Source organism: Mycobacterium sp. Root265 (genome assembly GCF_001428895.1).
Lineage (GTDB): Bacteria > Actinomycetota > Actinomycetes > Mycobacteriales > Mycobacteriaceae > Mycobacterium.
The window spans coordinates 85,535-110,493 of the sequence record NZ_LMJA01000033.1 but is presented as its reverse complement, the minus strand read 5'-3'; the positions used below and the strand labels follow the sequence as shown (position 1 = coordinate 110,493).

Genomic DNA, 24,959 nt, shown 5'->3' with positions numbered 1-24,959 from the left:
CCGGAGTGGGGCGGGCCACTGTGTCTTTGTGGAATGTCGACTTGGTTGAATGTCCAGGTGAGTGCGCAGTTCTTCGAGGTACAGGCCGGTCTACCCGGGCGGTCGGGGCGGGTCGGCACCATCCACACACCCCATGGCGATATCCAGACCCCGGCGTTCATCGCGGTCGGCACGGCGGCCACCGTCAAGGCGGTGCTGCCGGAGACCATGAAAGAGCTTGGTGCGCAGGCGGTTCTGTCCAACGCCTACCATCTCTATCTGCAGCCGGGCCCCGATGTGGTGGATGAGGCCGGGGGCCTGGGCGCCTTCATGAACTGGCCGGGCCCGACCTTCACCGACAGCGGCGGCTTCCAGGTGATGTCCCTGGGCGTGGGGTTCAAGAAGGTGCTTTCGATGGACACCACCCGGGTGCAGGCCGACGATGTGATCGCCGATGGCAAGGAACGCCTCGCCCACGTCGACGAGGACGGGGTGACGTTCCGCTCGCACCGGGACGGGTCCTCGCACCGGTTCACCCCCGAGGTGTCGATCGGCATCCAGCATCAGCTCGGCGCGGACATCATCTTCGCCTTCGATGAGCTGACCACGCTGGTCAATACCCGCAGCTACCAGGAACAGTCGGTGCGGCGTACCCATGACTGGGCGGTGCGCTGTGTGGCCGAGCATCGCCGGCTCACCGAGGTGCGCCATGACAAGCCGTATCAGGCGCTGTTCGGGGTGGTGCAGGGTGCGCAGTACGAGGACCTGCGCCGCCAGGCCGCCCGCGGACTGGCCGATATCGGTTTCGACGGCTTCGGTATCGGTGGCGCCTTGGAGAAGCAGAACCTGGCCACCATCGTCGGGTGGGTGACCGATGAGCTGCCCGACGACAAGCCGCGCCACTTGCTCGGCATCAGTGAGCCCGACGATCTGTTCGCCGCGGTCGCCGCCGGCGCGGACACCTTCGACTGTGTGTCCCCGTCCCGGGTGGCACGGAACGCGGCGGTGTACTCGGCGACCGGACGGTTCAACATCACCGGGGCGCGGTTCAAGCGCGATTTCACCCCCATCGACGCCGAATGTGACTGCTACACCTGCGCGAACTACACCAGGGCCTATATCCATCACCTGTTCAAGGCCAAGGAGATGCTGTCCTCGACGTTGTGCACGATCCACAACGAGCGCTTCACGGTTCGCCTGGTCGACCGGATCCGGCAGTCGATCCTCGACGGTCGCTTCGATGAGCTGCAGGCAGACGTCCTGGGCCGGTATTACGGCAGATCCCGGGCTTCTTAGACATTTGTACAATAACGGCATGACAAAGGACGGGGCGAGCGAAGCGACGGGGGATGGCACTGCGGACCCGCAGATGCTGCTGTTCCAGATGCTCGACCCCGCCAACCGGGCGAACCCCTATCCGCTGTTCGCGCAGATCCGCGAACTCGGACCGCTGCTCATGCCGGAATCCAACATGACGGTGTTCTCGTCCTTCGCCGACTGCGATGAGGTGCTCCGGCATCCCGATTCGTGCAGCGACAGCATGAAATCCTCTGTCGTGCAACGCCATCTGGCGTCCGGCGCGATGCCCCCACGGGGGAACACGCCCGGCTTTTTGTTCCTGGACCCGCCGGATCACACCAGGCTGCGCAAGCTGGCGCAGCAGGCATTCGCGCCGCGGGTGGTGCGGGCGCTGGAACCCGAGATCGCCGCAATGGTCGACAGCCTGCTGGACCCAATGGCCGACGCCGGCTCGGCCGACCTCATCTCCGATCTGGCCTACCCGCTGCCGGTGGCCGTGATCTGCCGGCTGCTCGGTGTTCCGGTCGAGGACGAATCACAGTTCAGCAGTGCCGCGGCACTCGTGGCGCAGGCGCTGGACCCGATCATGTCGATCACCGGTGCTCCCGACCCCGAGGCCGACGCCCGCCTCGAGGCCGGCGCGTGGCTGCGCGAGTACCTGGGTGAACTGGTCGAGCAGCGGCGCGCGGACCCGCAGGAGGATCTGATCTCGGCGCTGATCGCCGCCGAAGAGGGCGGCGACCAGCTGACCGCGGACGAGATCGTGGCGACCTGCAACCTGCTGCTCATCGCCGGTCACGAGACGACGGTCAACCTGATTGCCAATGCGGCACAGGAGATGTTGCGCACGCCGGCGCACTGGTCGGCCCTGGCGGCCGATCCCGAACTGGCGGGCGCGATCGTGGAGGAGACGTTGCGGTTCGATCCGCCGGTGCAGCTGGTGATGCGGATCGCCGGGGCGGACATGCGCATCGGCGATATCGACATTGCCGCGGGCGACACCATGTTGCTGCTGCTCGCGGCCGCCCAGCGCGATCCCGCCATGTACGACGCACCGGATGTGTTCCGGCCGGGACGGGACGCGACGCGGCATCTGTCCTTCGGGCTCGGCCCGCACTTCTGTCTGGGTGCGCCGCTGGCCCGGCTGGAGGCCAGGGTGGCGCTCTCCAAGCTCACCGCGCGATTCCTGCGGGCGCGGTCGGCCGGCGATCCGGCGTACAAGCCGAATGTCACCCTGCGCGGTCTCGCTACGCTTTCAGTCGACTTATGAGCATTTTGGGGTGTATTTCGTCGTAACATCGGCGAATCAGCGGTGATTCCGCACTAGGGTGGGCCCATGCGGATTCTTCTTGTGGGTGCCGGCGGTGTCGGTTCGGCGTTCTGCGCGATTGCGGCGCGACGCGAGTTCTTCGAGCGGATCGTGGTGGCCGACTACGACGGCGCCCGTGCCGAGCAGGCGGCCGCTGCCGTCGGCGACACCCGTTTCACCGCCGCCCAGGTGGACGCCACCTCGGCCGATGCCGTCGCGGCCCTCGTCCGCGAACACGGCATCACCCACGTGATGAACGCCGTCGACCCCCGGTTCGTGATGCCGATCTTCGACGGCGCCCTCGCCGGCGGTGCCGACTACCTCGACATGGCGATGAGCCTGTCGGTGCGCCACCCCGACAAGCCCTACGAGCTGACCGGCGTGAAACTGGGCGACGAGCAGTTCGCCGTGGAGAAACAGTGGGAGGCCGCCGGACGGCTCGCGCTGGTCGGTATCGGCGTGGAACCCGGGCTGTCGGACGTGTTCGCCCGGTACGCCGCCGATCACCTGTTCGGCGAGATCGACGAACTCGGCACCCGCGACGGGTCCAACCTCACCGTCGACGGCTACGAGTTCGCGCCGTCGTTCTCGATCTGGACGACCATCGAGGAATGCCTCAACCCGCCGGTGATCTGGGAGGCCGACCGCGGCTGGTTCGTCACCGAACCCTTCAGCGAACCCGAGGTTTTCGACTTCCCGGACGGTATCGGGCCGGTGGAGTGCGTGAACGTCGAGCACGAAGAGGTGCTGTTGATGCCGCGCTGGGTGGACTGCAAGCGGGCCACCTTCAAGTACGGACTGGGTGAGGAGTTCATCGACGTCCTCAAGACACTGCACAAGCTGGGACTGGACCGCACCGAGAAAGTGAAGGTCGGCGGCGTCGAGGTGAGCCCGCGCGATGTGGTGGCGGCCTGCCTGCCCAATCCGGCCACCCTGGGTCCGAGGATGACGGGCAAGACCTGTGCCGGTCTGTGGGTGACCGGCACCGGCAAGGACGGGCAGCCGCGGTCGACCTACCTGTACCACGTGGTCGACAACGAATGGTCGATGGCCGAGTACGGGCACCAGTGCGTGGTGTGGCAGACCGCGGTCAATCCCGTTGTGGCGCTCGAACTTCTGGCCAACGGAAGCTGGAGCGGGGCCGGGGTGCTCGGGCCGGAGGCCTTCGACGCGGTGCCGTTTCTGGAACTGCTGACGGCCTACGGCTCCCCGTGGGGGATCAAGGAGCTCTGAAGGTGGTCGCCGCCGCCCCGCCGATCGCCACTGCGGCGCACACGGCGGTGGCCGGCCAGCCGAACCAGCCGACCGCCGCGGCGCCGAACGCGGTGCCCAGGCTGCCACCAACGAAGTACACCACCATGTAGGCACCGTTGAACCGGGCGGGCGCATCGGGTTCGATGGCCAGCACCGTGCTCTGATTGGCAACTTGGGCCGCGAACAGGCCGGCATCGAAGAGTGCGAGGCAGATCAGCGTCACGACGGTGCTGTGCAGCGTCGGCGCCAACACGGCGGCTGAGCCCGCGGCCACGGCCAGTCCGATCAGGATGACAGTGCGCGCCCCGACGCGGTCGGTCAACGCCCCGGCCACCCAAGTGGTGGCAATACCGAGCAGGCCGGCCAGCGCGAAGAGTCCGATCGTATCGGCGGAGTACCCGAACGGTGGTTGTGCCAAAGCGACCGCCACCCCGGACCACACCGTGCAGAACGCGAAGAACCACAGTGCGCCGCGACCGGCGGCCCACCGCAACACGGGATGCCGTCGGTAGAGGCCAGGCAGTGCCCGTAACGCGTCAAGGTAACCGGGACGGATGTGGCCGCGGTCTCCCGGAAGGGCGAGCAGCGCCAGTCCGGCCATTACCGCGCACACTGTGGCGACAATCAGAAGCATTGCTCTCCAGCCGATCTGGTCGGATAGCCAGCCGCCCATGACTCGGCCGCCGAGGATGCCTGCCGAGATCCCCGCCGTGACGATGCCCAGCGTGGTGGCGCGTCGACGCATGGTGGCGAAGCGTCCGGCGATCGAACTCAATTGGGCCCCGACCGTCGACGTTGCGCCGATCACGCCGACCGCCAAGCCGAGCAGCCACGGTGTGGTGGCCGTCGCGTTGATACCGAGGGCAATGCTGAGCACCGCGAACTGCACCGCCAGAAGGTGTTTCGGGGAGTATCGATCCACGAGTGGCACCAGGGTGGCCAGGCCGAGGAGGTAACCGACCGGCCCGCATGCCAGCGCGGCTCCGGCCGTTGCGACGGGCGTATCGACGTCGCGGGCGACATCGGCGATTGCCGGCTGCAGCGGATAGATGGTCGCTGTGCCCACCGCGGCGGCAACGGCCATGAAGGTTATCGTCTTCGCGCTCAGAACGGTGGTGGATTCTGTTGACAGGACTCGTGTTTGCACAGGTCCGACGCTAGGCAGCCGATGATCTGATTGCTGGCGGCATTTCGACACGGTAGTGCGGTAGCGTCGGACACATGCCGATCGAGCTCACCGCCGAGCAGGCCGCCGCGCGGCTGCAGGCGACCGACACATTGGGAATTCCACTGGGGCCCGGCCAGCCGCCGGCGTTCCTGGCGGCGCTGGGCGAGCGCGACGACTGGACCGATCTGCGGGTCTACGGTGCGCTGCTCTCGGTGATGACCGAACTCTTCACCCGCAAGGGCGTGCACTACCTGTCCGGGTTCTACGGGCCGTTGGACCGGGGTCTGCGCGACAGCGGCGCCGACGTCGAGTTCACGCCCGCCGACTTCCGGCGCTTCGGACCGCTGCTGCGGCGGCAGTCACCGCGGGTGATGACCACGGTGACGGCACCGCCGGACGCCGACGGCTGGTGCTCGCTGTCGCTGCACGCCGGCGGCACCATCGACGAATTGCGCCGCGCCGGAGCGGATCCCGACCGGGTGCTCATCGTCGAGGCCTCCGACGCGTTCCCGCGCACCTACGGAATGGGCGATCAGCACCGCCACGCCCTGCACGTCGACGAGATCGACATCCTGGTGCGGTCCTCGGAGGCGCCGCTCGCGCTGCCGGGTGGTGACACGCCGCCCAGCGATGTCGACCGGGCCATCGCCGAGAACGCGGTCGCTTACATGCCGTCGGGGGTGACCCTGCAGACCGGCATCGGCTCCATTCCCAACCAGATCGCCACCCTGCTCGCCGAGGGGGACGGCGGCGAATTCGGATTGCACAGCGAGATGTTCACCGACGGCTGCATGCGCCTGCACCGGGCGGGCAAGATCGCCAACGCCCACAAGGGCCAGTTCGACGGCGTCAGCGTGACGACTTTCGCGTTCGGGTCGGCCGAACTCTACGAATGGCTGGACGGTAATCGGGAGGTGGCCTTCCTGCCCGTGGAGGTGGTGAACGCCCCCGAGGTGATCGCCGAGAACGACCGGATGGTCACCATCAACGGTGCGCTGGGCATCGACATCCACGGGCAGGTGGTCGCCGACACCATCAATGGCGGTCAGTTCAGTGGCATCGGCGGGGCCGAAGATTTCGTGGCCGGCGCCGGCCTCGAGCTGTCCGACCGCTCACTCATCTGCCTGCCATCGACGTACATGAAGGACGGTGAACTGCGCTCGCGCATCGTGCCGTGGTTCGGACCCGGAGCGGTGATCACCACACCGCGCCATCATGTGGACGTGATCGTCACCGAACACGGCACCGCCGAACTGGAGGGCCTGACGGTCCGCGAGCGGGGCGAGGCGCTCGCCGCCATCGCGGATCCGCAGTTCCGCGACGGCCTGCTGGAGGCCGCCCACCGGGCAGCCAAGGGCCGGTCTCCGGTCGCAGACCGCACCATCCTCTTGTAACTAACAAAATGTAAGTTATGGTCGTCGGATGGGAGACGACGCGCGGCGCTTCGTGGTCATCGGCGGCGGGCTGGCCGGGCTGGCCTCGGCGGTCTGGCTGGCCGAAGCCGGCCGCACCGTGACACTGCTGGAACGGCGCGGCAGCCTGGGCGGCCGTACCCATGCGATGCGCGCCGAGGCCGTCGACGATATTCCCGACAACGGCCAGCACGTCATCGCCAGCGGATATCAGCACCTCTACCGGTATCTGACCAGCGTCGGCACCCGCGAACACATCGCGTTCCCGAAATCCTCCACGCTGCGCTGGCCCGACGGGCGCAAGGTCACCATGCACACCACCGGAATCGGCGCGATCCGCACCCTGTTCGGCGTGCACCCGGATGCGAGCTGGCCAGACCGGCTGCGCGCCGCGCGGGCCACCATGCTGCTGGGGTGGCAGGCGCTGCGGCCACCGGCCGACCTCGCCGACATCTCCACCGAGCAGTGGTTCGACCGGGTCGGGATGCCCGCGCCGGCGCGGGAAGCGTTGTGGGACTGGCTGGCTCTGGGAATCGCCGCCGAACCGGTCGCGCAGGAGTCGGCGAAGGTCTTCGCGAACGTGCTCGGCACCGGTATCCGGCTCGGCATCAAACACCGCACCCCGGTCACCATCGGTTACCCCACCGTCGACCTGGACACCCTCTACATCGACGGGGCCCTGAAGGTGTTCGAGGAGCACGGCGTCGACGTGCGCTACCGGGCGGTGGCGCGGCGCATCGTCATCAGCGATGGCCGGGTGACCGGTGTGCTGCTGGCCGACGGCACCGAGATCCCCGCGGACGCCGTGGTGTGCGCGGTACCGAACGGCAGTATCGCCGGCCTGCTCGACGATCTGCCCGAACACCCGGAAATCTACGCCGCGGCAGACAAACTGGGCTACACACCCATCGTCAGTACGAACCTGTACCTGGACCGGCCGTTGGGCACCGAGTCCGCCTTCGAGGGCCTGATCGGCGGCACCGGCGTCATCGACGAGGTCTTCGACCGGCAGATCATGCACGGCCGCAGCACCGAACGGTCATGGCTGTACTGCCTGACCACCAGCGGCGCCTACGCGCAGATCCACAAGAGCAACGACGAGATCGTCGAGGAGCAGCTGTCCTTGCTGCGCCGCTACTACCCGGCCGCCGCGCAGGCGAAAGTGCTTGAGGCGCAGGTGGTCAAGATGCCGCGGGCCACCTTCTCCCAGGTCGTCGGCACCGATTCGCTGCGGCCACCGCAACGCACCTCGGTGCCCTCGCTGGTGCTGGCCGGGGACTGGACCGCCACCGACTGGTCGGCCACCATGGAAAGCGCCGTGCAGAGCGCGGCCAAAGCCGTCGACCTGTTACTGGCATGACGCGCCGCCGTCTCAGCGGTGCCGACCGCCGGGCCCAGCTGCTCGACGTGGCCCGCGATATCGTCGCCGCCGACGGTTACCCGGCGCTCACCATCGACCGGGTCGCCGGCGAGTCCGGGGTCACCAGAGCGGTGGTCTATCAACACTTCACCGATCTGGCCGGACTGATGACCGCGCTGCTGGACCGCGAATCCGCGGTGGCCTTCGCCGGGATCGGCAGCGTGCAGGACGTGCGCGATATCGACGAACTGGGCCGCGGCATCCTGGCCTATCTCCATGCTGCCCCCACCAGTTGGCGCATCATCCTGCGGCCGCCCGACGGTGCACCTGCGGAAGTGCGGGTACGCATCGAACTGGGCCGCACCTACGCCAGGACGGTGGCCGCCCGGCACTTGCGGATCGACCCGGACAGCACGGCGGCACGAATCCTGTTGGCCGCCATCGAGGAACTGGCCCGGCTACATCTGGAGGATCCGGCTGCGCACCCCGAGGCGGAGATGCTGACCTACCTCGGATCGTTGGTGGACTGGGCCGCGGGCGTCACAGCGGATTGAGAATCCGGTCCAGGAACTGCCGGGTGCGCTCCTCCTTGGGATTCCCGATGACCTCGTCGGGCGTGCCCTGCTCCAGGATGACGCCCTTGTCGGTGAACAGCACCTGATTGGAAACCTGTCGGGCGAACTGGATTTCGTGGGTGACGACCACCAGTGTCCACCCTTCGACGGCCAGGTCCTTGATGACCGAGAGCACCTCGCCCACGAGCTCCGGGTCCAGGGCCGAGGTCGGCTCGTCGAAGAGCACCAGCTTGGGCTTCAACGCGAGCGCCCGCGCGATACCCACCCGCTGCTGCTGCCCGCCGGACAGCTGGAACGGGTACTGATCCTGCTTCTCGGCCAGCCCCACCTGCTCGAGCAACGCGACGGCGTCGGCGACGGCCTCCTCCTTGGGACGCTTCTGCACGATCACCGGGCCCTCGATGATGTTCTCCAGCACCGTTTTGTGCGGGAACAGGTTGTGGCCCTGGAACACGAAACCGCTACGGGACTGGAACCGGCGCACCTCGGGTTTCGGTGTCGGCGTGGCGAAGTCGATCTCGACATCGTCGACCCGGATCACCCCGGCGTCGGCCCGGTCCAGCGCGTTGAGGGTGCGCAGCAGGGTCGTCTTGCCCGAGCCCGACGGCCCGATGATCGCCGTCGCGGTGCCGGTGGCCACCTTGAAGGACACCCCGCGCAGCACCTTGTTGTCGCCGAACGCCTTCTCCACACCCTGGGCCTCGACCCGATATTCGGTCATCTCGCCACGTACCTTTCCAGTCGGTGCTCCACTCTGGCCTGCCCGAAGGACAACACCAGGCAGATCACCCAGTAGTAGATCGCCGCCGTGCCGTACAGGGCGAAGAACTCGAACGTCGGCGCCGCGACGATCTGAGCCTGCCGCAGCAGCTCGGTCACCAGGATCGTCGACGCCAGCGACGTGTCCTTGACCAGCGAGATCAACGTGTTGGACAGCGGCGGGACCGCGACCCGGGTGGCCTGCGGCAGGATGATGCGCCGCAACGCGCCAGTGTAGTTGTAGCCGATGGTCTCGGCGGCCTCCCACTGACCCTTGGGCACACTCTGGATCGCCGAGCGGATGATCTCGGCCGCATAGCCACCGACGTTGAGGCTGAACGCGATGACCGCCGCAGGGAACGGGTCGATCTTCACCCCGAATTCCGGTAGCGCGTAGAACACGATGAACAGCTGCACCAGCAGCGGTGTGCCGCGGATGATCGAGATGTAGAACCGCGCCACATTGCTGACCACCACGTTCGACGACAACCGGGCCAGCGCCACCGCCAGCGCGATCACCAGGCCGACGATGAAGCTGATGATCGTCAACGGGATCGTCATGGTGAGCGCGGCCTTGGCCAGCGGCCACAGGTTGTCGAGCACCAGTTGGAACGCCGATCGGACCTGCGGGGCCTCCTGCTGGGATCCCGGTGCGCTCGGTGCGCCCTCCGGTGCTGCACCCGTCGCGTCGGCCTTGAGGTACTTCTCCGAGATGGCGGTGAGCTTGCCGTCCGCGCGCAGTTCGTCGAGTGCGCCGTTGAGTTCGGGCAGCAGGCCGCTGTTCTTGCGGGCGGCGAAGCCCTGATCGCTCGTCTCGCCGGTCTGCGCGGCGATCTTGACCGAGGTGTCTCCGGTCTCGGCGAGGTAGGCGTACACCGCGACGCTGTCGTTCACGGTGGCGTCGATGCGGCCCTGGTTGAGCAGGGTGATCGCCTGCGCGAAGCCCTCGACACCTTCGACATTGGCGCCGGCGTCGCGGGCGACCTGAGCCCAGTTACTGGTGATCGACTGGGCCGTGGTCTTGCCTTTCAGATCGTCGACCGAGGTGATCGAGTCGTCGTCGGCCCTGGTGACGATCACCCCCTCGCCGACCGTATAGGGCTGGGACAGGTCGTATTTGGCCTGGCGCTCGGGGTTGATGGTGACCTGGTTGGCCACGACGTCGAACCGGTTGGCCTCCAGCGCGGCGAAGATGGAATCCCATGGCGTTTCCACGAACTCGACCGGAACACCCAGCTGTTCACCGACCGCCTTGGCGACGTCGATGTCATAACCGACGAGTTCACCGGTGGCCGGATCGTGGTAGCTGAACGGAGAATAGGTGCCCTCGGTGCCCACCCGCAGCACGCCGGCGGCGCGGATGGGGGTGTCCGCCGGCGCTCCGGTTGCGTCGGCCTTGAGGTAGCGCTGGGAGATCTCCGAGAGTGTGCCGTCCGCGCGCAGTTCGCTCAGCGCCTGGTCGAGCTCCGGCAGGTAGCCGCTGTCCTTGCGGGCCGCGAAACCCTGCTCGCTCTTCTCCCCGACAGTGCCGGCGATCTTCACGCTCTTGTCGCCGGTTTCGGCCAGGTAGGCGTAGACCGCGATGCTGTCGTTGATGACGACGTCGACGCGGCCCTGGTTGAGCAGCGTGATGGCCTGGGTGAAGCCCTCCACGGATTCGACCCGGGCCCCGGCGTCGCGGGCCACCTGCGACCAGTTGCTGGTGGCATTCTCCGCCGCGGTCTTGCCCTTGACGTCGGCCAGCGAGGTGATCGAGTTGTCGTCGGCGCGGGTGACGATGACGCCCTCGCCGACGGTGTAGGGCTGGGACAGGTCGTACTTGCCCTGGCGTTCGGCGTTGATGGTCACCTGGTTGGCGACGATGTCGAACCGGTCGGCCTCCAGCGCGGCGAAGATGGAATCCCACGGCGTCTCCACGAACTCGACGCGAACGCCCAGTTTCTCGCCGACCGCCTTGGCGACGTCGACGTCGTAGCCGACCAGGTCTCCGGTCTTGGGATCGTGATAGCTGAACGGGGAGTAGACGCCTTCGGTGCCGACCCGCAGCACACCGGCCGACTTGATCGGGTCGGCGCCCTTGTCGTCGGACGAGCCGCAGCCGACGGCACCGAGGATCACCGCGGCGACGAGGAGTATGGCGAGCGTGACCCGCCGGAGGTTTCCGAGCACGGGCGGACCGTAGCAATGGTTGTCCGCCGGGCACAGGGTTTCGCTCACACGGGCCGGTATACCCAGGGTTCGTGCGGAAGAGTCGCCGGATCGAACTCGGCGAGCATGCCGTCGAGCGTGGCGCCGGCATAGCCGAGGGACTCCGCGATGAGGCGCAATGCGGGCTGCACCCCGATCTCGGCGAGCGTGACCGCGCCGTCGCGTTTGGCCAGCCGCTTGCCCTCGGTGTTGAGCACCAGCGGCACGTGCGCGTAGGTCACCGGTGGGTAGCCCAGCAGCGCCGCGAGATACGCCTGCCGTGGCGATGACGACAGCAGATCATCCCCGCGTACCACCTGGTCGATGCCCTGGGCGGCATCGTCGACCACCACCGCCAGGTTGTAGGCGGTCACCCCGTCACCACGGCGCAGCACGAAATCGTCCACCACACCGCTGAATTCGCCGTGCAATAGATCGGCGACGGTGTAGGAGAAGGTGTCGCTGCGCAACCGCAATGCCGGCGGGCGGTCCGGGTCGGCCGGGGGGTCGCGGTCGCGGCAGGTCCCCGGATAGGCGCCCTCCGGGGCATGCGGAGCCCGCGGCGCGCCGAGGATGTCCTTTCTGCTGCAATAGCATTCGTACACCAGGCCGCGATCGGAGAGCTCGGCGATCACCCTGTCGTAGCGGGCTGCGTGCGCGGTCTGGTATTCGGGCGGATCGTCGGAGACGACCCCGATGGCGGTCAGGTCGGCGAGTTGGCGGGCGGCGACATCGCTGAACGTGCGGTCATCGAGATCCTCGACCCGGATCAGGAACCGGCGTGCCGACGATCTGGCGAACAACCAGGCCAGGACCGCGGTGCGCAGATTGCCGATGTGCAGATCGGCCGACGGACTGGGCGCGAACCGGCCTGCTGGCATAGCTCGTCAGGCTACCGCCGCCAGCCGATCGCGTGCCTCTGCGGCGCACCGCGCCCACCGTGGACCCGGCACCTGCACAGCCGACTCCGACGGGAAGGCGCTGGAGATCACCAGATCGGGATGCAATCGGCCCAGCACCTGCAGGCTGTCCTGCAACTCTGCGGCATCGCTGATCCCGGGCAGATGGCCTGCCGCCCAGTCGCCGTCCTCGCCCAGGAAGATGGTGTCCCCGGTGAACAGGTAGCTCTGGCCGTTGGCGCCGGGCACCAGATAACTGGTGCTGCCGGGGGAGTGGCCCGGGGTGGGGATCACCTCGATGCCGTTGCCGTCGAGGTGCCTGCTGCCGAGCGGGACGTCGATGTGGGCGTGCCTGCCGATATCGACCAGCTCGGCCACCGGGGCGTGCAGGCGGGCATCGAACTGTCCGGCGATGCGCGCCAGCATCGGGCCGGCCTCGTCGCGGTGGGACAGGTACTGGTGGGCGACCCCGCCGAGCTGTTGCAGCTCGGCGAAGTCGGCGTCGGTCTGGGTGCTGTAGAACAGCACGTTGCCGTCCGGGCCGCCGGTCCACAGGTAGGCGTGGGTGGTCAGGCCGGGGAACGGGCTGTCCTGCCGGGTCTCCCAGAGGTCGGAGCGGATCTGCCGCATGGGTGCCTCCTCGTCGTTGTGCACCCAGCCTTCAATATCAACCATGGTTGAGGTCAAGCGATTTATAGGCCGAGGCTGCCGCGAAGTCTGGGGGCGGCGCGGGTCCGTCGGATCTGACCCGTTTACCTCACGCGTAGAACGACTTCCGCGAGTTGCCGCGCTCGGGATAAACACCTTGCGCGACGTCTTTGGACCGCGTAAAGTCGAACACAAGTTCGAATGCGACGTAGCTCCCAACGCGACTCGGTGAGCTGCAGACCGCGACTCCGGTCGCCGATTGGTTCGATGGTCCCGCGGGACTGGTCGGACCGTATTGAATGATCGTGCCCGTTGGGCGCCTTCTGTGAAAGTCGGTATCCAGTATGGACGCCACCCATCTCGACACGTTTGTCGATGCGTTGATCGATGACCTTGCTGTTGCGCCTCCGGGTGAAGATGGCGAGCGCAGACTGTTTCATCTGCTGGATTGTCCGCGGCGGGTGCTCGATGAGCAGCCCCTGCTGGCGGTGTTGGTGGCTGCGGTGGTGGCGCGCAATCTGGTGGATCTTGTGATTGCCCAGGCGGTCGCGGCCGCGGAACGTCTTGGTATTCCGGACCGCAAGCATCTGCGCTCGGGAGCCGATCTGCTTACCGCCCTGGGTGTGGCACCGGGTGCGGCACACAGAGCGGCGCGGGTCGGTCGGGCGGCGCACACGCTGCCGGCGTTGACCCGGGCCCAGCGTCTCGGTGGGGTCGGTATCGAGTTCGCGGACGCCGTCGGCAGGGGAGTCGCCCACATCAACAGTCGGGTGCCGTTGTCCGAGCAGGACAAGGCGGGCGTCGTCACCAAGCTGATGATTCAGACCACGCCCTCGGGTGTGGCCAAGAAAGCCCGCGAGATCGCCATCGACAAAGCCGGCGCTCAACCCGAAGACGACCAGTCGGTGCCGGTCGCGGAGAATGCTGACCTCAACGAGATGACTGTGGTCGTCACCGAGGAAGGGCGGGTCGCGGCGACTTTCGATGTGGACGCGCTCACCGGTGAGGAACTGCTCACCGCGCTGGACCCGCTGTGCCGGCCCATCCCACTGCCGGACGGTTCGCCGGACCCCCGACTGGTCGGTAAACGTCGCTCAGACGCCCTCGGACAGCTGGTGCGGACCTACCTGTCGAATTCGCGGCGCCCGGCCTCGGGAGGGGTGCTGCCGCACGTCACCCTCATTCGACCCCAGACGCCAGGGTTCGTCGACACCCTCGGATTCACCGGGCCGGTCAGCGCCATCACCGCCGAATTGATCGCGTGTGACAGCACCACCACCTCGGTGATTGTCGACGGTGCGGGGGCGCCGTTGGACGTCGGACGCAGCGAGCGACTGTTCACACCGGCGATCCGGAAAGGGTTGGCGGTACGCGACGGTGGCTGCGCCCACCCCGGCTGCGGGCGGCCGGTGTCCTGGTGCGACGCCCACCGCATCAGACCGTGGAGCAGCGGGGGCACCACCAGCATCGACAACGGTGTACTGCTCTGCCGACACCATCACACCGCAATCCATCACGGCGGCTGGCAGGTCTATTTGGGTCCCGACCGGCACCCCTGGTTCATCCCACCCCACAAATCAGACGATCCCGAGCCCGCGCACCTACGCTCCCACGTACCCACAGCCGCATAACCGACTTTTCAGGCACCTTGAAAACTACACAGAGAAACGGCCCACGCAGTGGGTCCGGCGGGTGATCGCGCCGCCGGACCCGCCTCCGCCGCAACGTGTTTGCCATCGACACGTCGAGCGTACGGGGCAAGTTCACTCGCCTTACCCTGTCAGCCCGGGGATGATGTCGCGGAGCCGGAAGGTCACCGGCTGATCGAGTTGTTCGTAAGTGCACGAGCGTGGTTCGCGATCGGGGCGCCACCGGTTGAACTGGGCGGTGTGCCTGAAGCGCCTGCCCTCCATGTGGTCGTAGCGGACCTCGACCACCCGCTCGGGTCGCAGCGGTACGAAGGACAGGCTCTTGTCGGGGTTCCATCGTGAGTTCGCAGTGCGCCGCACCGACGGCTCGACCGGTATGTGCGCCGCCCAGTTCCACGGGTGGTCGTCGAAAGCGGTCACCAATGACTGCAATTCGGTGAAAAGCTCGCGTCGTCGCGCCATGGTGAACGCACCGATGACGCCGACCGAGGCCAGCGAACCTTGCTCGTCGTAGAGCCCGAGCATCAGCGATCCGACCGCGTCGTCGCCGGACTTGTGCAGCCGGTAGCCGGCTACCACGCAGTCGGCGGTGCGGGCATGCTTGATTTTGAACATCGCCCGCTTGTCGGGCTGGTACGTGCCGTCGAGCGGTTTGGCGATCACGCCGTCCAGTCCGGCACCCTCGAACTCGGAGAACCAGCGCTGCGCGGTGCCGGGATCCGTTGTGGCCGGGGTGACGTGGAAGGTGGGGCCACATCCGTCCAGTGCCGCGACCAGTGCCGGCCGGCGCTCCAGGAATGGCCGCGAGGTGTAGTCGATGTCGTCGAGCGCGAGCAGGTCGAAGGCGATGAAGGCGGCTGGTGTCTCGGCCGCAAGTTTGATCACCCGCGATGCCGCCGGATGCAGACGCAGCTGCAGCGCCTCGAAATCCAGGCCATCTCCGGTCGCGATCACTATCTCACCGTCGACGACGCAGCGGGTGGGCAGTTCGGCGCGGGCCGCCTCCACGAGTTCGGGGAAATAGCGGGTCAGCGGACGGACGTTGCGGCTGCCCAGCTCGACCTCGTCGCCATCGCGGAACAGGATCGACCGGAATCCGTCCCACTTGGGTTCATAGGACGCCCCGGGCGGGATCTCTGGCACCGACTTCGACAGCATCGGCAGTACCGGCGGCAGAACGGGAAGCTTCACGGGGTGCGGCCCAGTTCCTCGCGGATCACGGCGACGAAATGGTCGACGTCCGCGGGTGTGGTGTCCCACGCCGTCATCCAGCGCACCTCGCCGCGCGCCCGGTCCCAGTCGTAGAACCGCACCCGCTCGCGGATTCGGTCCGCGACGTCATTGGGCAGCGTCGCGAAGATCGCGTTGGCGGGGCTGGGCTGGCTGAAGGCCAGGCCGGGCAGAGATTCGGCCTCCAGCGCGCTGCGAAGCCGCTGGGTCATCGCGTTGGCGTGCCGCGCGCTGCACAATCCCAGGTCGTCGTCGAACAGGCTGAGCAGCTGCGCCGACGCGAAGCGCATCTTGCTGGCCAACTGCATCGTCAGCTTGCGCAAATAGACCAGCCCATCGGCGCGGGAAGGCTCCAGCACCACCACGGCCTCCGCGCCGAGCAGACCGTTCTTGGTGCCGCCGAGGCTGAGCACGTCGACCCCGGCGTCGGTGGTGAATGCCCGGAACGGCAGGTCCAGCGCCGCGGCCGCGTTCCACAGCCGCGCGCCGTCCAGGTGCGCGGCCATGCCGTGGGAGTGCGCGAACTCGGTCACCGCCCGGATCTCGTCGGGTGTGTACAGCGTGCCGAGTTCGGTGGTCTGGGTGATGCTGACGACCAGCGGCTGGGCGCGGTGCTCATCACCCCAGCCGTACGCCTCGCGTGCCACCAACTCGGGCGTCAGCTTGCCGTCCGGGGCGGGCACGGTGAGCAGTTTGAGGCCCGTCATCCGTTCCGGGGCGCCGGCCTCATCGGTGTTGATGTGCGCGGTCGACGCCGCGATGACCGCACCCCAGCGCGGCAGCATGCTGGTCAGCCCGACGACGTTGGCGCCGGTGCCGTTGAAGACCGGGTACGTCTGCGCGGCCGCGCCGAACTGGGTGCGGATGACCTCGCGCAGCCGAGCGGTGTACGCGTCCTCGCCATAGGCGATCTCGTGACCCCCGTTGGCGGCCGCGATCGCGGCGAGCGCCTCCGGGTGCACGCCGGCGTAGTTGTCACTCGCGAAACCGCGACGGTCGGGATCGTGGAGTGTGGGAACGGGCACGGGTCGATCCTTCCAGCGCCGGCTGTGTGGCGGGTCAGAGATCCGACGCGCCGCCGTCCACCACCAGTTCCGTGCCGGTCGTATAGGTCGCATCGAACCCGAGGAAGAGGATCGCCTTGGCCACCTCCTCGGGTTCACCGAACCGCCGCATCGGATTGGTGGCCTTGATCTGCTCGAGGAACTCGCGGGCCGCCTCCACGGGCATGGTGCGCTCCAGGATCCCGGTGTCGATGGGTCCCGGCGAGACGGCGTTGACGCGGATTCCCCGATCGACCAGTTCCCGGGCGAAGGTGCGGGTCATGGACCGCAGCGCCGCCTTCGTCGCGGAGTAGACACCCGTCGTCGCGATCCCCTTGGTGTTGCTGACCGAGGTCGTGAGAACCACCGAACCACCGGCCGGGATCAACGGCAGAAACTTCTGCAAGGTGAAGAACGGTGCCTTGGTGTTGAGTTCGAAGAGGTTGTCGTACAGAGCTTCCGTGGTGTCATCGACTGTCGAGGCGGCGGTCCCACCGGCATTGAGCACCAGCAGATCGACGGCGCCCAGTTCCTGCTCGGCACGACCCACCAGGGTGTCGATATCGGCGACGGCGTCACTGGCCTCCACGATCGCTCCCGGACCCAATGCGGTCCTTGCCTTTTCCAGCGAGGACGGAGTCCTTCCGGTCACCAGTACCCGAGCGCCGCCCGCGACCAGTGCCCGCGCGGTGGCCAGCCCGATACCGCTCGTCCCGCCGGTGATCACGACCCGCTTGTCCTGGTAGCTGCTCACAGCTGCGACTCCCCACCGTCGACGACGAGTTCGATCCCGGCGACATACGTCGCGTCGAACGCCAGAAAGGCCACGGCCGGGGCGAATTCGGACGCGTGACCCCACCGCTTCATCGGGCTGCTCTCGGTGAATTCGGCCTTGAGTCGCGCGGCTTTGTCCGGTGCCTCCTTGTCCAACTTTCCCGTGTCGATCGACCCGGGGCTGATCGCATTGACCCGGATTCCCTTGGGCAGCAACTCCCGGCTCAGTGTGCGCGCCATCGAGCGCAGCGCCGCCTTGCTCGCCGAGTAGACGCTGAGGGCGTCCCAACCGGTCTGGTTCGCGATCGACGTCGTCAGCACCACGCCGCTACCCTCGGTCAGCAGCGGAACCAACCGCTGCAGGGTGAAGAACGGCCCCTTGGTGTTGATCGCGAACACCTCGTCGAAGGTCTGCTCGGTCACCGCCTCGAAGGCGTCGAAGCTCCCGATGCCCGCATTCAGCACCAGGGCGTGCACCGTGCCGAACTCCGCCTCGATTCGCCGCGCCAATGCGTCGATCGCCGCGGGTGAACTGGTGTCACTCTCCACGGTGATGGCGTTCTCGCCGAGTTGCTCACCCGCGATCTCGAGGGTGTCGCGATGTCGTCCGGTGATCAGGACCCGCGCTCCGTTGTCCACCAGGTATTGCGCCGCCGCCAACCCGAGTCCGCTGCTGCCGCCGGTGATCACCACGTTCTTGCCGTCGTATCTGCTCATGGCTTCGAGTCTTCGGTCGCCCGGAGCGGCTGTCCAAGACCTGGTCGGCACCTCGCCATGCAGAATCGGCATGACCCGGAATAGGGTCGCGCACCGGGCCGGTTGCCACCAAGGTGAACGATCTCGGAATGGACCTGGAGTTGCGGCTGGTTCGGTACTTCACCGCCGTCGCCGAGCAGCTGAACTTCAGCCGCGCAGCCGCGGAGTTGCGTCTGGCTCAGCCCTCGCTGTCCCGCCAGATCCAGCGCCTCGAGCATCGTCTGGGTGTACGCCTGCTGGATCGCACGCCGCAGGGAGCCCTGCTCACCGAGGCCGGCAAGGCGTTTCTGCCGGAGGCGCAGGCACTCTTGGGTGCAGCCCGGCGAGCGGCGCTCACCGCCCGGGCCTATACGCCGGCGGGCAAGCTGAACATCGGCTACGTCGAGGACCTGGTGATCACCCCCGCGGTTCGTGAATTGCGCCGCCGCCACCCGCAGGCCGAGATCGGGACCCGGCACCTCGGGTGCCACGAAGAGGATGTCTTCACCCAGGGACAGGTGGATGTGCTGGTCGCGCGGGCACCGCTGTTCATCGCGACCGACGACGCCCGGATCACCGTCCTTTACGAAGAACCGCGGATGCTGGTGATGCCGGCGGAACACCCACTGGCCGGCCGGGCCTCGGTGTCGCTGGACGATTTCGCGCCCGGGGAGTCGATCATCTGCTCACACGGCGGCACCCGCGCCATCTTCCCGGCCGACTCGTACCAGGTGAACGATCCCGGTCCGGTGTCTGCCGGACCCGTCATCGAGAGCTTCGAGGACCGGATCGAACTGGTGGCCGGCGGACAGGCCGTCGCGGTCCTACCGGTCGGTGACCGCCGCAGCTCCCTGCGGGCCGACCTCGCCACCGTGGCGCTGGACGGCTTCCCGCCCAGCGCCGTCGTTGTCGCCACTCGGGCGGGCGAGGCGAACCCGTTGGTGGCCGACTTCGTCAGTGCCGCGCGCACCCATCTGCTCGGGTGACGGTGAACGAGCGCGCTTCGGTAGCCTTCGAAAGGCACGAGGAGAGGACGAGATGGTCACTCTGAATGACGCAGTCAGCTTGGCGGCTGCCGAGAAGGGGCTCGCGATCGTGTCGACGGTGCGCGCAGACGCGACGATCCAGGCCTCACTGATCAACGCCGCGACACTGCTGCATCCGGCGACCGGGCAGCAGGTGCTCGGGTTCGTCACCTACGGAAAGGTCAAGCTGACCAATCTGCGGGCGCGCCCGCAGATCGCTGTCACCTTTCGCAACGGTGGCCAGTGGGCCACCGTGGAGGGCCGTGCCGAACTGGCCGGACCCGACGATCCGCAACCGTGGCTCGCCGACAGCGAGACGCTACGCATGCTGCTTCGGGAAGTCTTCACCAGTGCCGGTGGAACGCATGACGACTGGGCGACCTTTGACCGCACCATGGTCGAGCAGCGACGTGCCGCGGTGCTGATCGCCCCGACCCGCGTGTACTCCAACTGAGCCGCAGTCCGGGAGCGGAATGCCGGTCGCGATGACATTGTGGGGGTACCCCGGTCTACGTGAGTATGGAACGCATGGGACTCCCCGTTGTGCCACCGCTGGAACCGATGCTGGCCAAGGCGCAGACGAAGGTGCCGACGGACGACGGAGTCTGGTCCTTCGAGCCCAAGTGGGACGGGTTCCGGGCGCTGGTCTTCCGCGACGGCGACGACGTGGTGCTGTTGTCCCGCAGCGGCAAGGACCTGGGCCGGTACTTCCCCGAAGTCGTCGAGTCCGTCCGCGATGAGCTCGCCCCGCGGTGTGTACTGGACGGCGAGATCGTGGTGCCGCGGGAGATCGCCGGCCGGACCCGGCTGGACTGGGAATCGCTGAGCCAGCGCATCCACCCGGCGGAAAGCCGCATCACCAAACTCTCCACGGAGACCCCGGCCCATTTCATCGGTTTCGACGCGCTCGCCACCGGCGATCGCTCACTGCTCAAGGAACCCTTCCGCGTCCGCCGGGAAAGCCTGCTCGCGGCGGTCAACCCGAAGCAGTGGTGCCACGTCACGCGTACCACCGAGGATCCCGCCCTCGGTGAGCGGTGGCTGGAGGAGTTCGAGGGCGCCGGACTCGACGGCGTGATCGCCAAGCGCCTCGACGGGCCGTATCTGCCGGGCAAGCGGGAGATGGTGAAGGTCAAACACCACCGCGATGCGGACTGCGTGGCCATCGGGTACCGCATCCACAAAAGTGGTGAGGGTATCGGGTCGATCCTGCTCGGCCTGTACCGCGACGACGGCGAGCTCCAGATGGTCGGCGGCGCAGCATCTTTCACCGCGAAAGCCCGGCTGTCGCTGCTGGCCGATCTCGAACCGCTGCGCGAAGGCGATCAGGTCAACGACGGCGAACCGAGCAGGTGGAACTCCGCTGCCGACAAACGCTGGATTCCGGTGCGCCCGGAGCGGGTCTGCGAGGTGGCCTATGACCAGATGGAGGGCAACAGCGAGCATGGCAGGCGGTTCCGGCACGCGGTGAAGTTCCTGCGCTGGCGGCCCGACCGCGATCCGGACAGTTGCACGTTCGGCCAACTGGATGTGCCGCTGAACTATGACCTCTCGGACGTGCTTGAGTCATGACCGCGACCACCCGCGTCATCTATGTGCCGTTCAACGCCGCGGGGGTGGCCAATGGCGTGGCGGGGATGCCGGCGGCGCTGCAGGCCGCAGGTGTGGAGAGCCGGTTGGCGGGGCCGGTCGTCACCAGTTGGGTCAACACCGACACGATGCAACCGACCCGCGGACCATCGGGACTGCTCGCCGAGGACGCCTTGGCATCGATGGTGGCCGATACCGCCACGGCGCTCGATGACGCCTGGACCCTGGGCGAGGTGCCGGTGGTGATCGCCGGGGACTGCCCGGCGCTGCTGGCCCCGCTCATCGCGGCAAAAACCCGCGGCGGAGCCGGCCTGGTCTTCATCGATGGTCACGAAGATGCCTGGGATCCCCGGGTCGGCCCCACCGGGGAGGCCGCGGATTCCGAGATCGGCCTCGCGCTGGGGCTTTTTCCCGGCCCGCGGGCCCTGATCGGGTTGCCATGCCTGCGCCCCGAACATCTCGTGGTGCTCGGCCCGCGCGACCAGGACGAGATCGCCGACGCGCACCAGCCCAGCATCCGCAACGAGGTGACCCGTTACCTCAGCGGAGCGCAGCTGGAGGGTGAAACGCACCCGCACCCCTACAACGACGTCACCGACCTCGTGGCGACAGGCGCCGCCACGGCACCGGCGGGCTGGTGGTGTCACGTCGATCTCGATGTGCTGGCGACATCGGAACTGGCCGCGGTCGACTACCCGCAGCCGGGCGGATTGTCCTGGGAACAACTGGAACTGATCACCGCGGCCTGCCTGCGGGTGCCGGGCTGCCTGGGTGCCAGCGTCGTCATCTACAACCCTGAACTCGACGGTGGCCACGCGGCCGCACGCATCGCCGAATACGTCGCGTTCCTCCGAGCCCACCTCGACACACGGGAGTCCTGATATGGCAAGCAAGGCCGAAGAGATCGACGTCGACGGTGTGGCCGTGCGGTTGACCAACCGCGACAAGCCCTACTTTCCGGAACTCGGCGCCAAGGGCACCAAGGGCATGCTGTTCGACTATTACCTCTCCGTCGCCGACCGCATGGTGAAGCTGTTGCGGGACAGGCCCGTTCACCTGCAGCGGTTCCCCGATGGCATCGACGGTGAAGAGATCTACCAGAAGCGGGTTCCGCAGAAGCACCCCGACTATCTGCAGACCTGCACCGTCACCTTCCCCTCGGGGCGCACCGCCGACGCGCTGAAGATCACCCATCCGGCCGCCATCGCCTGGGCCGCCCAGATGGGCTCGGTGACGCTGCACCCGTGGCAGGTGCGCTGCCCGGACACCGAGCATCCCGACGAACTGCGTATCGATCTGGACCCACAGCCGGGTACCGGGTTCGCGCAGGCCCGTGAGGTCGCCGTGGACGTGCTCAAACCGCTGCTCGACGAACTCGGCCTGGTGGGTTATCCGAAGACCTCGGGTGGCCGCGGTGTCCACGTCTTCCTGCGGATCGCGACCGACTGGGACTTCATCGAGGTGCGCCGCGCCGGCATCGCGCTGGCCCGCGAGATCGAGCGGCGCGCCCCCGAAGCCGTCACGACATCGTGGTGGAAGGAGGAGCGGGGAGAGCGGTTGTTCATCGACTACAACCAGAACGCCCGGGACCGCACGTTCGCGTCGGCCTACTCGGCTCGCAAAACCCCGATCGCCACGGTGTCGACGCCGTTGACGTGGGACGAGCTGCGCGACGCCGATCCCGATGACTACACGATCTCCACGGTGCCCGACTTCATTGCCGGCCGGCCCGACCCATGGGCGGGTATCGACGAGGATGCGCAGTCGATCGAGTTGCTACTGGACATGGTGAAGGCCGACGAGGAGCGCGGCCTGGGTGATCTGCCGTACCCGCCCAGCTATCCGAAGATGCCGGGCGAACCACCGCGGGTACAGCCGAGCAAGAAGGTCGCCGAGCACTGGGATGCCGACGGTAAGCGGATCGCTGACTGAAGCGTTTCAGCGCAGGGGCACGACACCGGCGCCGACGAGTTCGGCTCCGTCGGCCTTCAGGTGCGAGGCGGCATTGGAGCAGGCCACCAGCGAGCTGAATTCGACCGCCCCGAGCAGCAGCATCGGCCACAGTGCGCCGGCCACGGCGCTGAGGATCAGGATGTGCGGAGCGGGGTTGCGGGGATCGTTGAGGCGCCGGCTCGTCACGTAGACGACGGCGGTGCTGACCACCCAGCCGATCAGGTACGCGATGACAGTTGTCTGGACCACGGTGTCTCCCCACTTCATCGGCAGCGGGGCGTGTGATGCACATGCCTGGGCGCGATGTTCAGCTAAATGTAACCTCCGCCTGATCTTGGCGGAAGCCCCCACGCGGCCCCGGGTTTGCCGACATTTGCCAGGTCAAAGACCTTTTGAGTCCGCCAGCAACCTCACAGTCGGTTGCCAGAAGAGCCCGGAAGTTAGCCCCGGCTAACTCCCTGTGGGCCACGTATTGGAGGGCGTCGCGCACCCTGCTCCAGTGATCGCGAGGTGGTGTGGGGCCGGTGCGGTCCGGTGCCGAGAACCGGTCCGTAGGTATTTGGGGCCGGTCCCGTGCGGTGCGCCGGTGGGTCCGTTGCGCCTGCCGTGTGCCCCTCGGCGTTGACGAGGCCATAACCGTTGCCGCACTGAGCATTACGACGAATATGCGGGCATTCGCACAGGTGCACGGCTGGGACGGGGCGCCCCCGGGGGCGGCGCGTCCGCGCCGCGGGTGTCCGACCCGCCGCGAATCGAGTCATCCGTGGAGACCCGGCTGATCTCGGTACCGAAACCACTGGCCGGGCCGACGGTCGCCCGATGACGGCAAAGTGTCTGCCGCCTCAGCTACCGGTTGGATGTAAGGCGGGTCACACGAGTCGCCGACGTGACAACGAGCAACGCCCTGTGAATCCAATTGACGTCTGAGCGGGAAGTTGGTGAATTTCCGCATCGGCGCGCGCGGACGGTCCCTTGCGGGCTCCGTCGCGGCGGCAGGCGGCCTTCAGACACCGCTGCGCATTGTTGAGCGATCGCTCAGCAAATGCTCAGTCGCCGGGCGTCAGCGCCGCCTTGCCGGTGCGCTGCTGGCCGGCCCTGTCGATCCACGTCAAGCCGATGACATCGCCCGGGTAGTGCCGGTCGAGTACGCGGGTCAGATCGGCCGCCGACTCGATCGGGGTCTCGTCGATGGTCAGGATCACGTCACCGTTGGCCAGCCCGGCCAACTCGGCAGGGCCACCCTGCAGTACCTCGCGCACGATGACGCCGGGGAAGGCCTCGTGTTGTTCGGCGCTGCTGATCCCGACTCCCAGCAAGGTCGGCGGGCCGATGTGCACGGTGTCCGACGGTGTCCGCGAGCGGATCTGATTGGCGATCGCCATCGCGTCGTTGATCGGGATGGCGAATCCTTCACCGCCGGGGTCGGTCTGGAAGTTCACGGTCGCCGCGGTCGTCACGCCGATGACCTGCCCGGCGCCGTTGACCACCGGACCTCCGGAGTCACCCGCCCGCACGGGCGCGGCGATCTCGAACAGTCCGGTCATCTCGGTCTTGGAACCGGTCAGCTCGTCCTCGGCACTGATCGTGCGGCCCAGTGCGGTGACGGTGCCGGCTTCGCGGGTCAGCGGGCTGTTGCTGCCCCGGGCATTGCCGAGCGCGATGATGGGCTCGCCGATCACGATCCGGCCGGAGTCGCCCAACGCGGCCGTCGGCAGCCCGCCGGCGCCGCGCAACTGCAGCACCGAGATGTCGCGGCCGCGGTCGAAGCCGACGATATCGGCGCCGAACGAGCGACCGCCCACCACCGCGGTGATCACATCGGCGCCCTGGACCACGTGGTAGTTGGTCAGCACCTGACCCCCGCCATCGATCACGAAACCGGTACCGGTGCCCAGCACATGCTGGTAATCGACGACGGTGTCCAGGCGCACGGCCGCCGGCTCGACCTGATCGGCAGCCCAGGACAGATCACCCGGGTCGGCGACCGCGGTCACCGGAGGGACCAGCAGGACGGCAGCGACGGCGGTGACCAGGGCGGTGAGCCACCGCCGAGAGTGGACCTTGCGCATTCGCCGCCTTCCGAGCGCCAGAGGTTCCCCCTCGATACAGAC

The 24,959-nt window shown here is 67.6% G+C and carries 23 protein-coding genes; 12 read left to right on the top strand and 11 right to left on the bottom strand.

Annotation, left to right across the window (positions count from 1 at the left end):
• The first annotated feature begins 57 nt into the window (after nucleotides 1-57).
• From tgt to ASE48_RS31145, 3 genes are all read left to right on the top strand, one after another.
• Entirely contained in the window at nucleotides 58-1,275 is a 1,218-nt protein-coding gene (gene tgt, locus ASE48_RS31155) for a tRNA guanosine(34) transglycosylase Tgt (RefSeq protein ID WP_156409459.1), read from the top strand.
• Between the two features lie 19 nt (nucleotides 1,276-1,294).
• Nucleotides 1,295-2,548 carry a cytochrome P450 gene (locus ASE48_RS31150; RefSeq protein WP_057171077.1) on the top strand — a complete coding sequence of 418 codons (1,254 nt, stop codon included), beginning with the start codon at nucleotides 1,295-1,297 and terminating at the stop codon, nucleotides 2,546-2,548.
• Between the two features lie 66 nt (nucleotides 2,549-2,614).
• A complete protein-coding gene (locus ASE48_RS31145; protein ID WP_057171076.1) occupies nucleotides 2,615-3,820 on the top strand; it encodes a saccharopine dehydrogenase family protein in 1,206 nt (401 codons plus the stop codon).
• On the opposite strand, the gene ASE48_RS31140 is transcribed toward ASE48_RS31145, so the two are convergent.
• Entirely contained in the window at nucleotides 3,807-4,925 is a 1,119-nt protein-coding gene (locus ASE48_RS31140) for an MFS transporter (RefSeq protein WP_057171075.1), read from the bottom strand. The genes ASE48_RS31145 and ASE48_RS31140 overlap by 14 nt on opposite strands.
• A gap of 137 nt (nucleotides 4,926-5,062) precedes the next feature.
• Here ASE48_RS31140 and ASE48_RS31135 point away from each other — a divergent pair, with 137 nt between their 5' ends.
• From ASE48_RS31135 to ASE48_RS31125, 3 genes are read left to right on the top strand one after another with little or no spacing between them, the layout of a single operon-like run.
• On the top strand, nucleotides 5,063-6,403 hold the full coding sequence (locus ASE48_RS31135; RefSeq protein ID WP_057171074.1) for an acetyl-CoA hydrolase/transferase family protein: 1,341 nt from the start codon (nucleotides 5,063-5,065) through the stop codon (nucleotides 6,401-6,403).
• A 28-nt stretch (nucleotides 6,404-6,431) separates the two neighbouring features.
• Nucleotides 6,432-7,781, top strand: a complete 1,350-nt coding sequence (hpnE, locus tag ASE48_RS31130) for a hydroxysqualene dehydroxylase HpnE (RefSeq protein WP_057171073.1) — start codon at nucleotides 6,432-6,434, stop codon at nucleotides 7,779-7,781.
• Entirely contained in the window at nucleotides 7,778-8,335 is a 558-nt protein-coding gene (locus tag ASE48_RS31125; RefSeq protein WP_057171072.1) for a TetR/AcrR family transcriptional regulator, read from the top strand. The genes hpnE and ASE48_RS31125 overlap by 4 nt, the downstream gene beginning before the upstream one ends.
• Here ASE48_RS31125 and ASE48_RS31120 read toward each other — a convergent pair.
• Genes ASE48_RS31120 through ASE48_RS31100 form a run of 4 tightly spaced genes read right to left on the bottom strand, consistent with a single transcriptional unit; the run spans nucleotide 8,322 to nucleotide 12,831 of the window.
• A complete protein-coding gene (locus ASE48_RS31120; RefSeq protein ID WP_057171071.1) occupies nucleotides 8,322-9,077 on the bottom strand; it encodes an amino acid ABC transporter ATP-binding protein in 756 nt (251 codons plus the stop codon). The two genes, ASE48_RS31125 and ASE48_RS31120, sit on opposite strands and share 14 nt — an antisense overlap.
• Nucleotides 9,074-11,284, bottom strand: coding sequence for an ABC transporter permease subunit (locus tag ASE48_RS32465; protein WP_442928790.1), 2,211 nt, complete (start codon nucleotides 11,282-11,284; stop codon nucleotides 9,074-9,076). Before ASE48_RS32465 ends, ASE48_RS31120 begins: the two co-directional genes overlap by 4 nt.
• 44 nt (nucleotides 11,285-11,328) lie before the next feature.
• Complete coding sequence (gluQRS, locus tag ASE48_RS31105) at nucleotides 11,329-12,183, bottom strand: tRNA glutamyl-Q(34) synthetase GluQRS (protein ID WP_057171070.1); 855 nt, start codon at nucleotides 12,181-12,183, stop codon at nucleotides 11,329-11,331.
• A 6-nt stretch (nucleotides 12,184-12,189) separates the two neighbouring features.
• Entirely contained in the window at nucleotides 12,190-12,831 is a 642-nt protein-coding gene (locus tag ASE48_RS31100; protein ID WP_057171216.1) for an MBL fold metallo-hydrolase, read from the bottom strand.
• Between the two features lie 362 nt (nucleotides 12,832-13,193).
• On the opposite strand from ASE48_RS31100, the gene ASE48_RS31095 reads away from it, so the two are divergent.
• Complete coding sequence (locus ASE48_RS31095) at nucleotides 13,194-14,480, top strand: HNH endonuclease signature motif containing protein (RefSeq protein WP_057171069.1); 1,287 nt, start codon at nucleotides 13,194-13,196, stop codon at nucleotides 14,478-14,480.
• A gap of 141 nt (nucleotides 14,481-14,621) precedes the next feature.
• Here the strand turns inward: ASE48_RS31095 and ASE48_RS31090 are convergent, their stop codons facing one another.
• From ASE48_RS31090 to ASE48_RS31075, 4 genes are read right to left on the bottom strand one after another with little or no spacing between them, the layout of a single operon-like run.
• Nucleotides 14,622-15,689 (bottom strand): ATP-dependent DNA ligase, encoded by a 1,068-nt coding sequence (locus ASE48_RS31090; RefSeq protein WP_057171068.1) that lies wholly within the window; start codon nucleotides 15,687-15,689, stop codon nucleotides 14,622-14,624.
• Nucleotides 15,686-16,753: a threonine aldolase family protein gene (locus ASE48_RS31085; RefSeq protein WP_057171067.1), complete on the bottom strand. Its 1,068-nt coding sequence runs from the start codon at nucleotides 16,751-16,753 to the stop codon at nucleotides 15,686-15,688. Before ASE48_RS31085 ends, ASE48_RS31090 begins: the two co-directional genes overlap by 4 nt.
• Before the next feature lie 34 nt (nucleotides 16,754-16,787).
• A complete protein-coding gene (locus ASE48_RS31080) occupies nucleotides 16,788-17,525 on the bottom strand; it encodes an SDR family oxidoreductase (RefSeq protein WP_057171066.1) in 738 nt (245 codons plus the stop codon).
• Entirely contained in the window at nucleotides 17,522-18,262 is a 741-nt protein-coding gene (locus tag ASE48_RS31075; protein WP_057171065.1) for an SDR family oxidoreductase, read from the bottom strand. Before ASE48_RS31075 ends, ASE48_RS31080 begins: the two co-directional genes overlap by 4 nt.
• Nucleotides 18,263-18,375: 113 nt before the next feature.
• On the opposite strand from ASE48_RS31075, the gene ASE48_RS31070 reads away from it, so the two are divergent.
• The 5 genes from ASE48_RS31070 (at nucleotide 18,376) to ligD (ending at nucleotide 22,827) form a co-directional block, all read left to right on the top strand.
• Complete coding sequence (locus tag ASE48_RS31070) at nucleotides 18,376-19,266, top strand: LysR family transcriptional regulator (RefSeq protein WP_057171064.1); 891 nt, start codon at nucleotides 18,376-18,378, stop codon at nucleotides 19,264-19,266.
• 52 nt (nucleotides 19,267-19,318) lie between these two features.
• On the top strand, nucleotides 19,319-19,759 hold the full coding sequence (locus ASE48_RS31065; protein WP_057171063.1) for a TIGR03618 family F420-dependent PPOX class oxidoreductase: 441 nt from the start codon (nucleotides 19,319-19,321) through the stop codon (nucleotides 19,757-19,759).
• A gap of 65 nt (nucleotides 19,760-19,824) precedes the next feature.
• A complete protein-coding gene (locus ASE48_RS31060) occupies nucleotides 19,825-20,877 on the top strand; it encodes an ATP-dependent DNA ligase (protein ID WP_057171062.1) in 1,053 nt (350 codons plus the stop codon).
• The gene (locus ASE48_RS31055; RefSeq protein ID WP_057171061.1) at nucleotides 20,874-21,776 is read left to right on the top strand and encodes an arginase family protein; all 903 of its coding nucleotides are present in this window, start codon (nucleotides 20,874-20,876) and stop codon (nucleotides 21,774-21,776) included. The genes ASE48_RS31060 and ASE48_RS31055 overlap by 4 nt, the downstream gene beginning before the upstream one ends.
• A gap of 1 nt (nucleotide 21,777) precedes the next feature.
• Nucleotides 21,778-22,827, top strand: a complete 1,050-nt coding sequence (gene ligD / locus ASE48_RS31050) for a non-homologous end-joining DNA ligase (protein ID WP_057171060.1) — start codon at nucleotides 21,778-21,780, stop codon at nucleotides 22,825-22,827.
• Nucleotides 22,828-22,833: 6 nt separating this feature from the next.
• On the opposite strand, the gene ASE48_RS31045 is transcribed toward ligD, so the two are convergent.
• Together ASE48_RS31045 and ASE48_RS31040 are read right to left on the bottom strand one after the other, a co-directional pair.
• Nucleotides 22,834-23,097: a hypothetical protein gene (locus ASE48_RS31045; protein WP_156409457.1), complete on the bottom strand. Its 264-nt coding sequence runs from the start codon at nucleotides 23,095-23,097 to the stop codon at nucleotides 22,834-22,836.
• A gap of 797 nt (nucleotides 23,098-23,894) precedes the next feature.
• Entirely contained in the window at nucleotides 23,895-24,917 is a 1,023-nt protein-coding gene (locus ASE48_RS31040; protein WP_057171058.1) for a S1C family serine protease, read from the bottom strand.
• Nucleotides 24,918-24,959 lie beyond the last annotated feature (42 nt).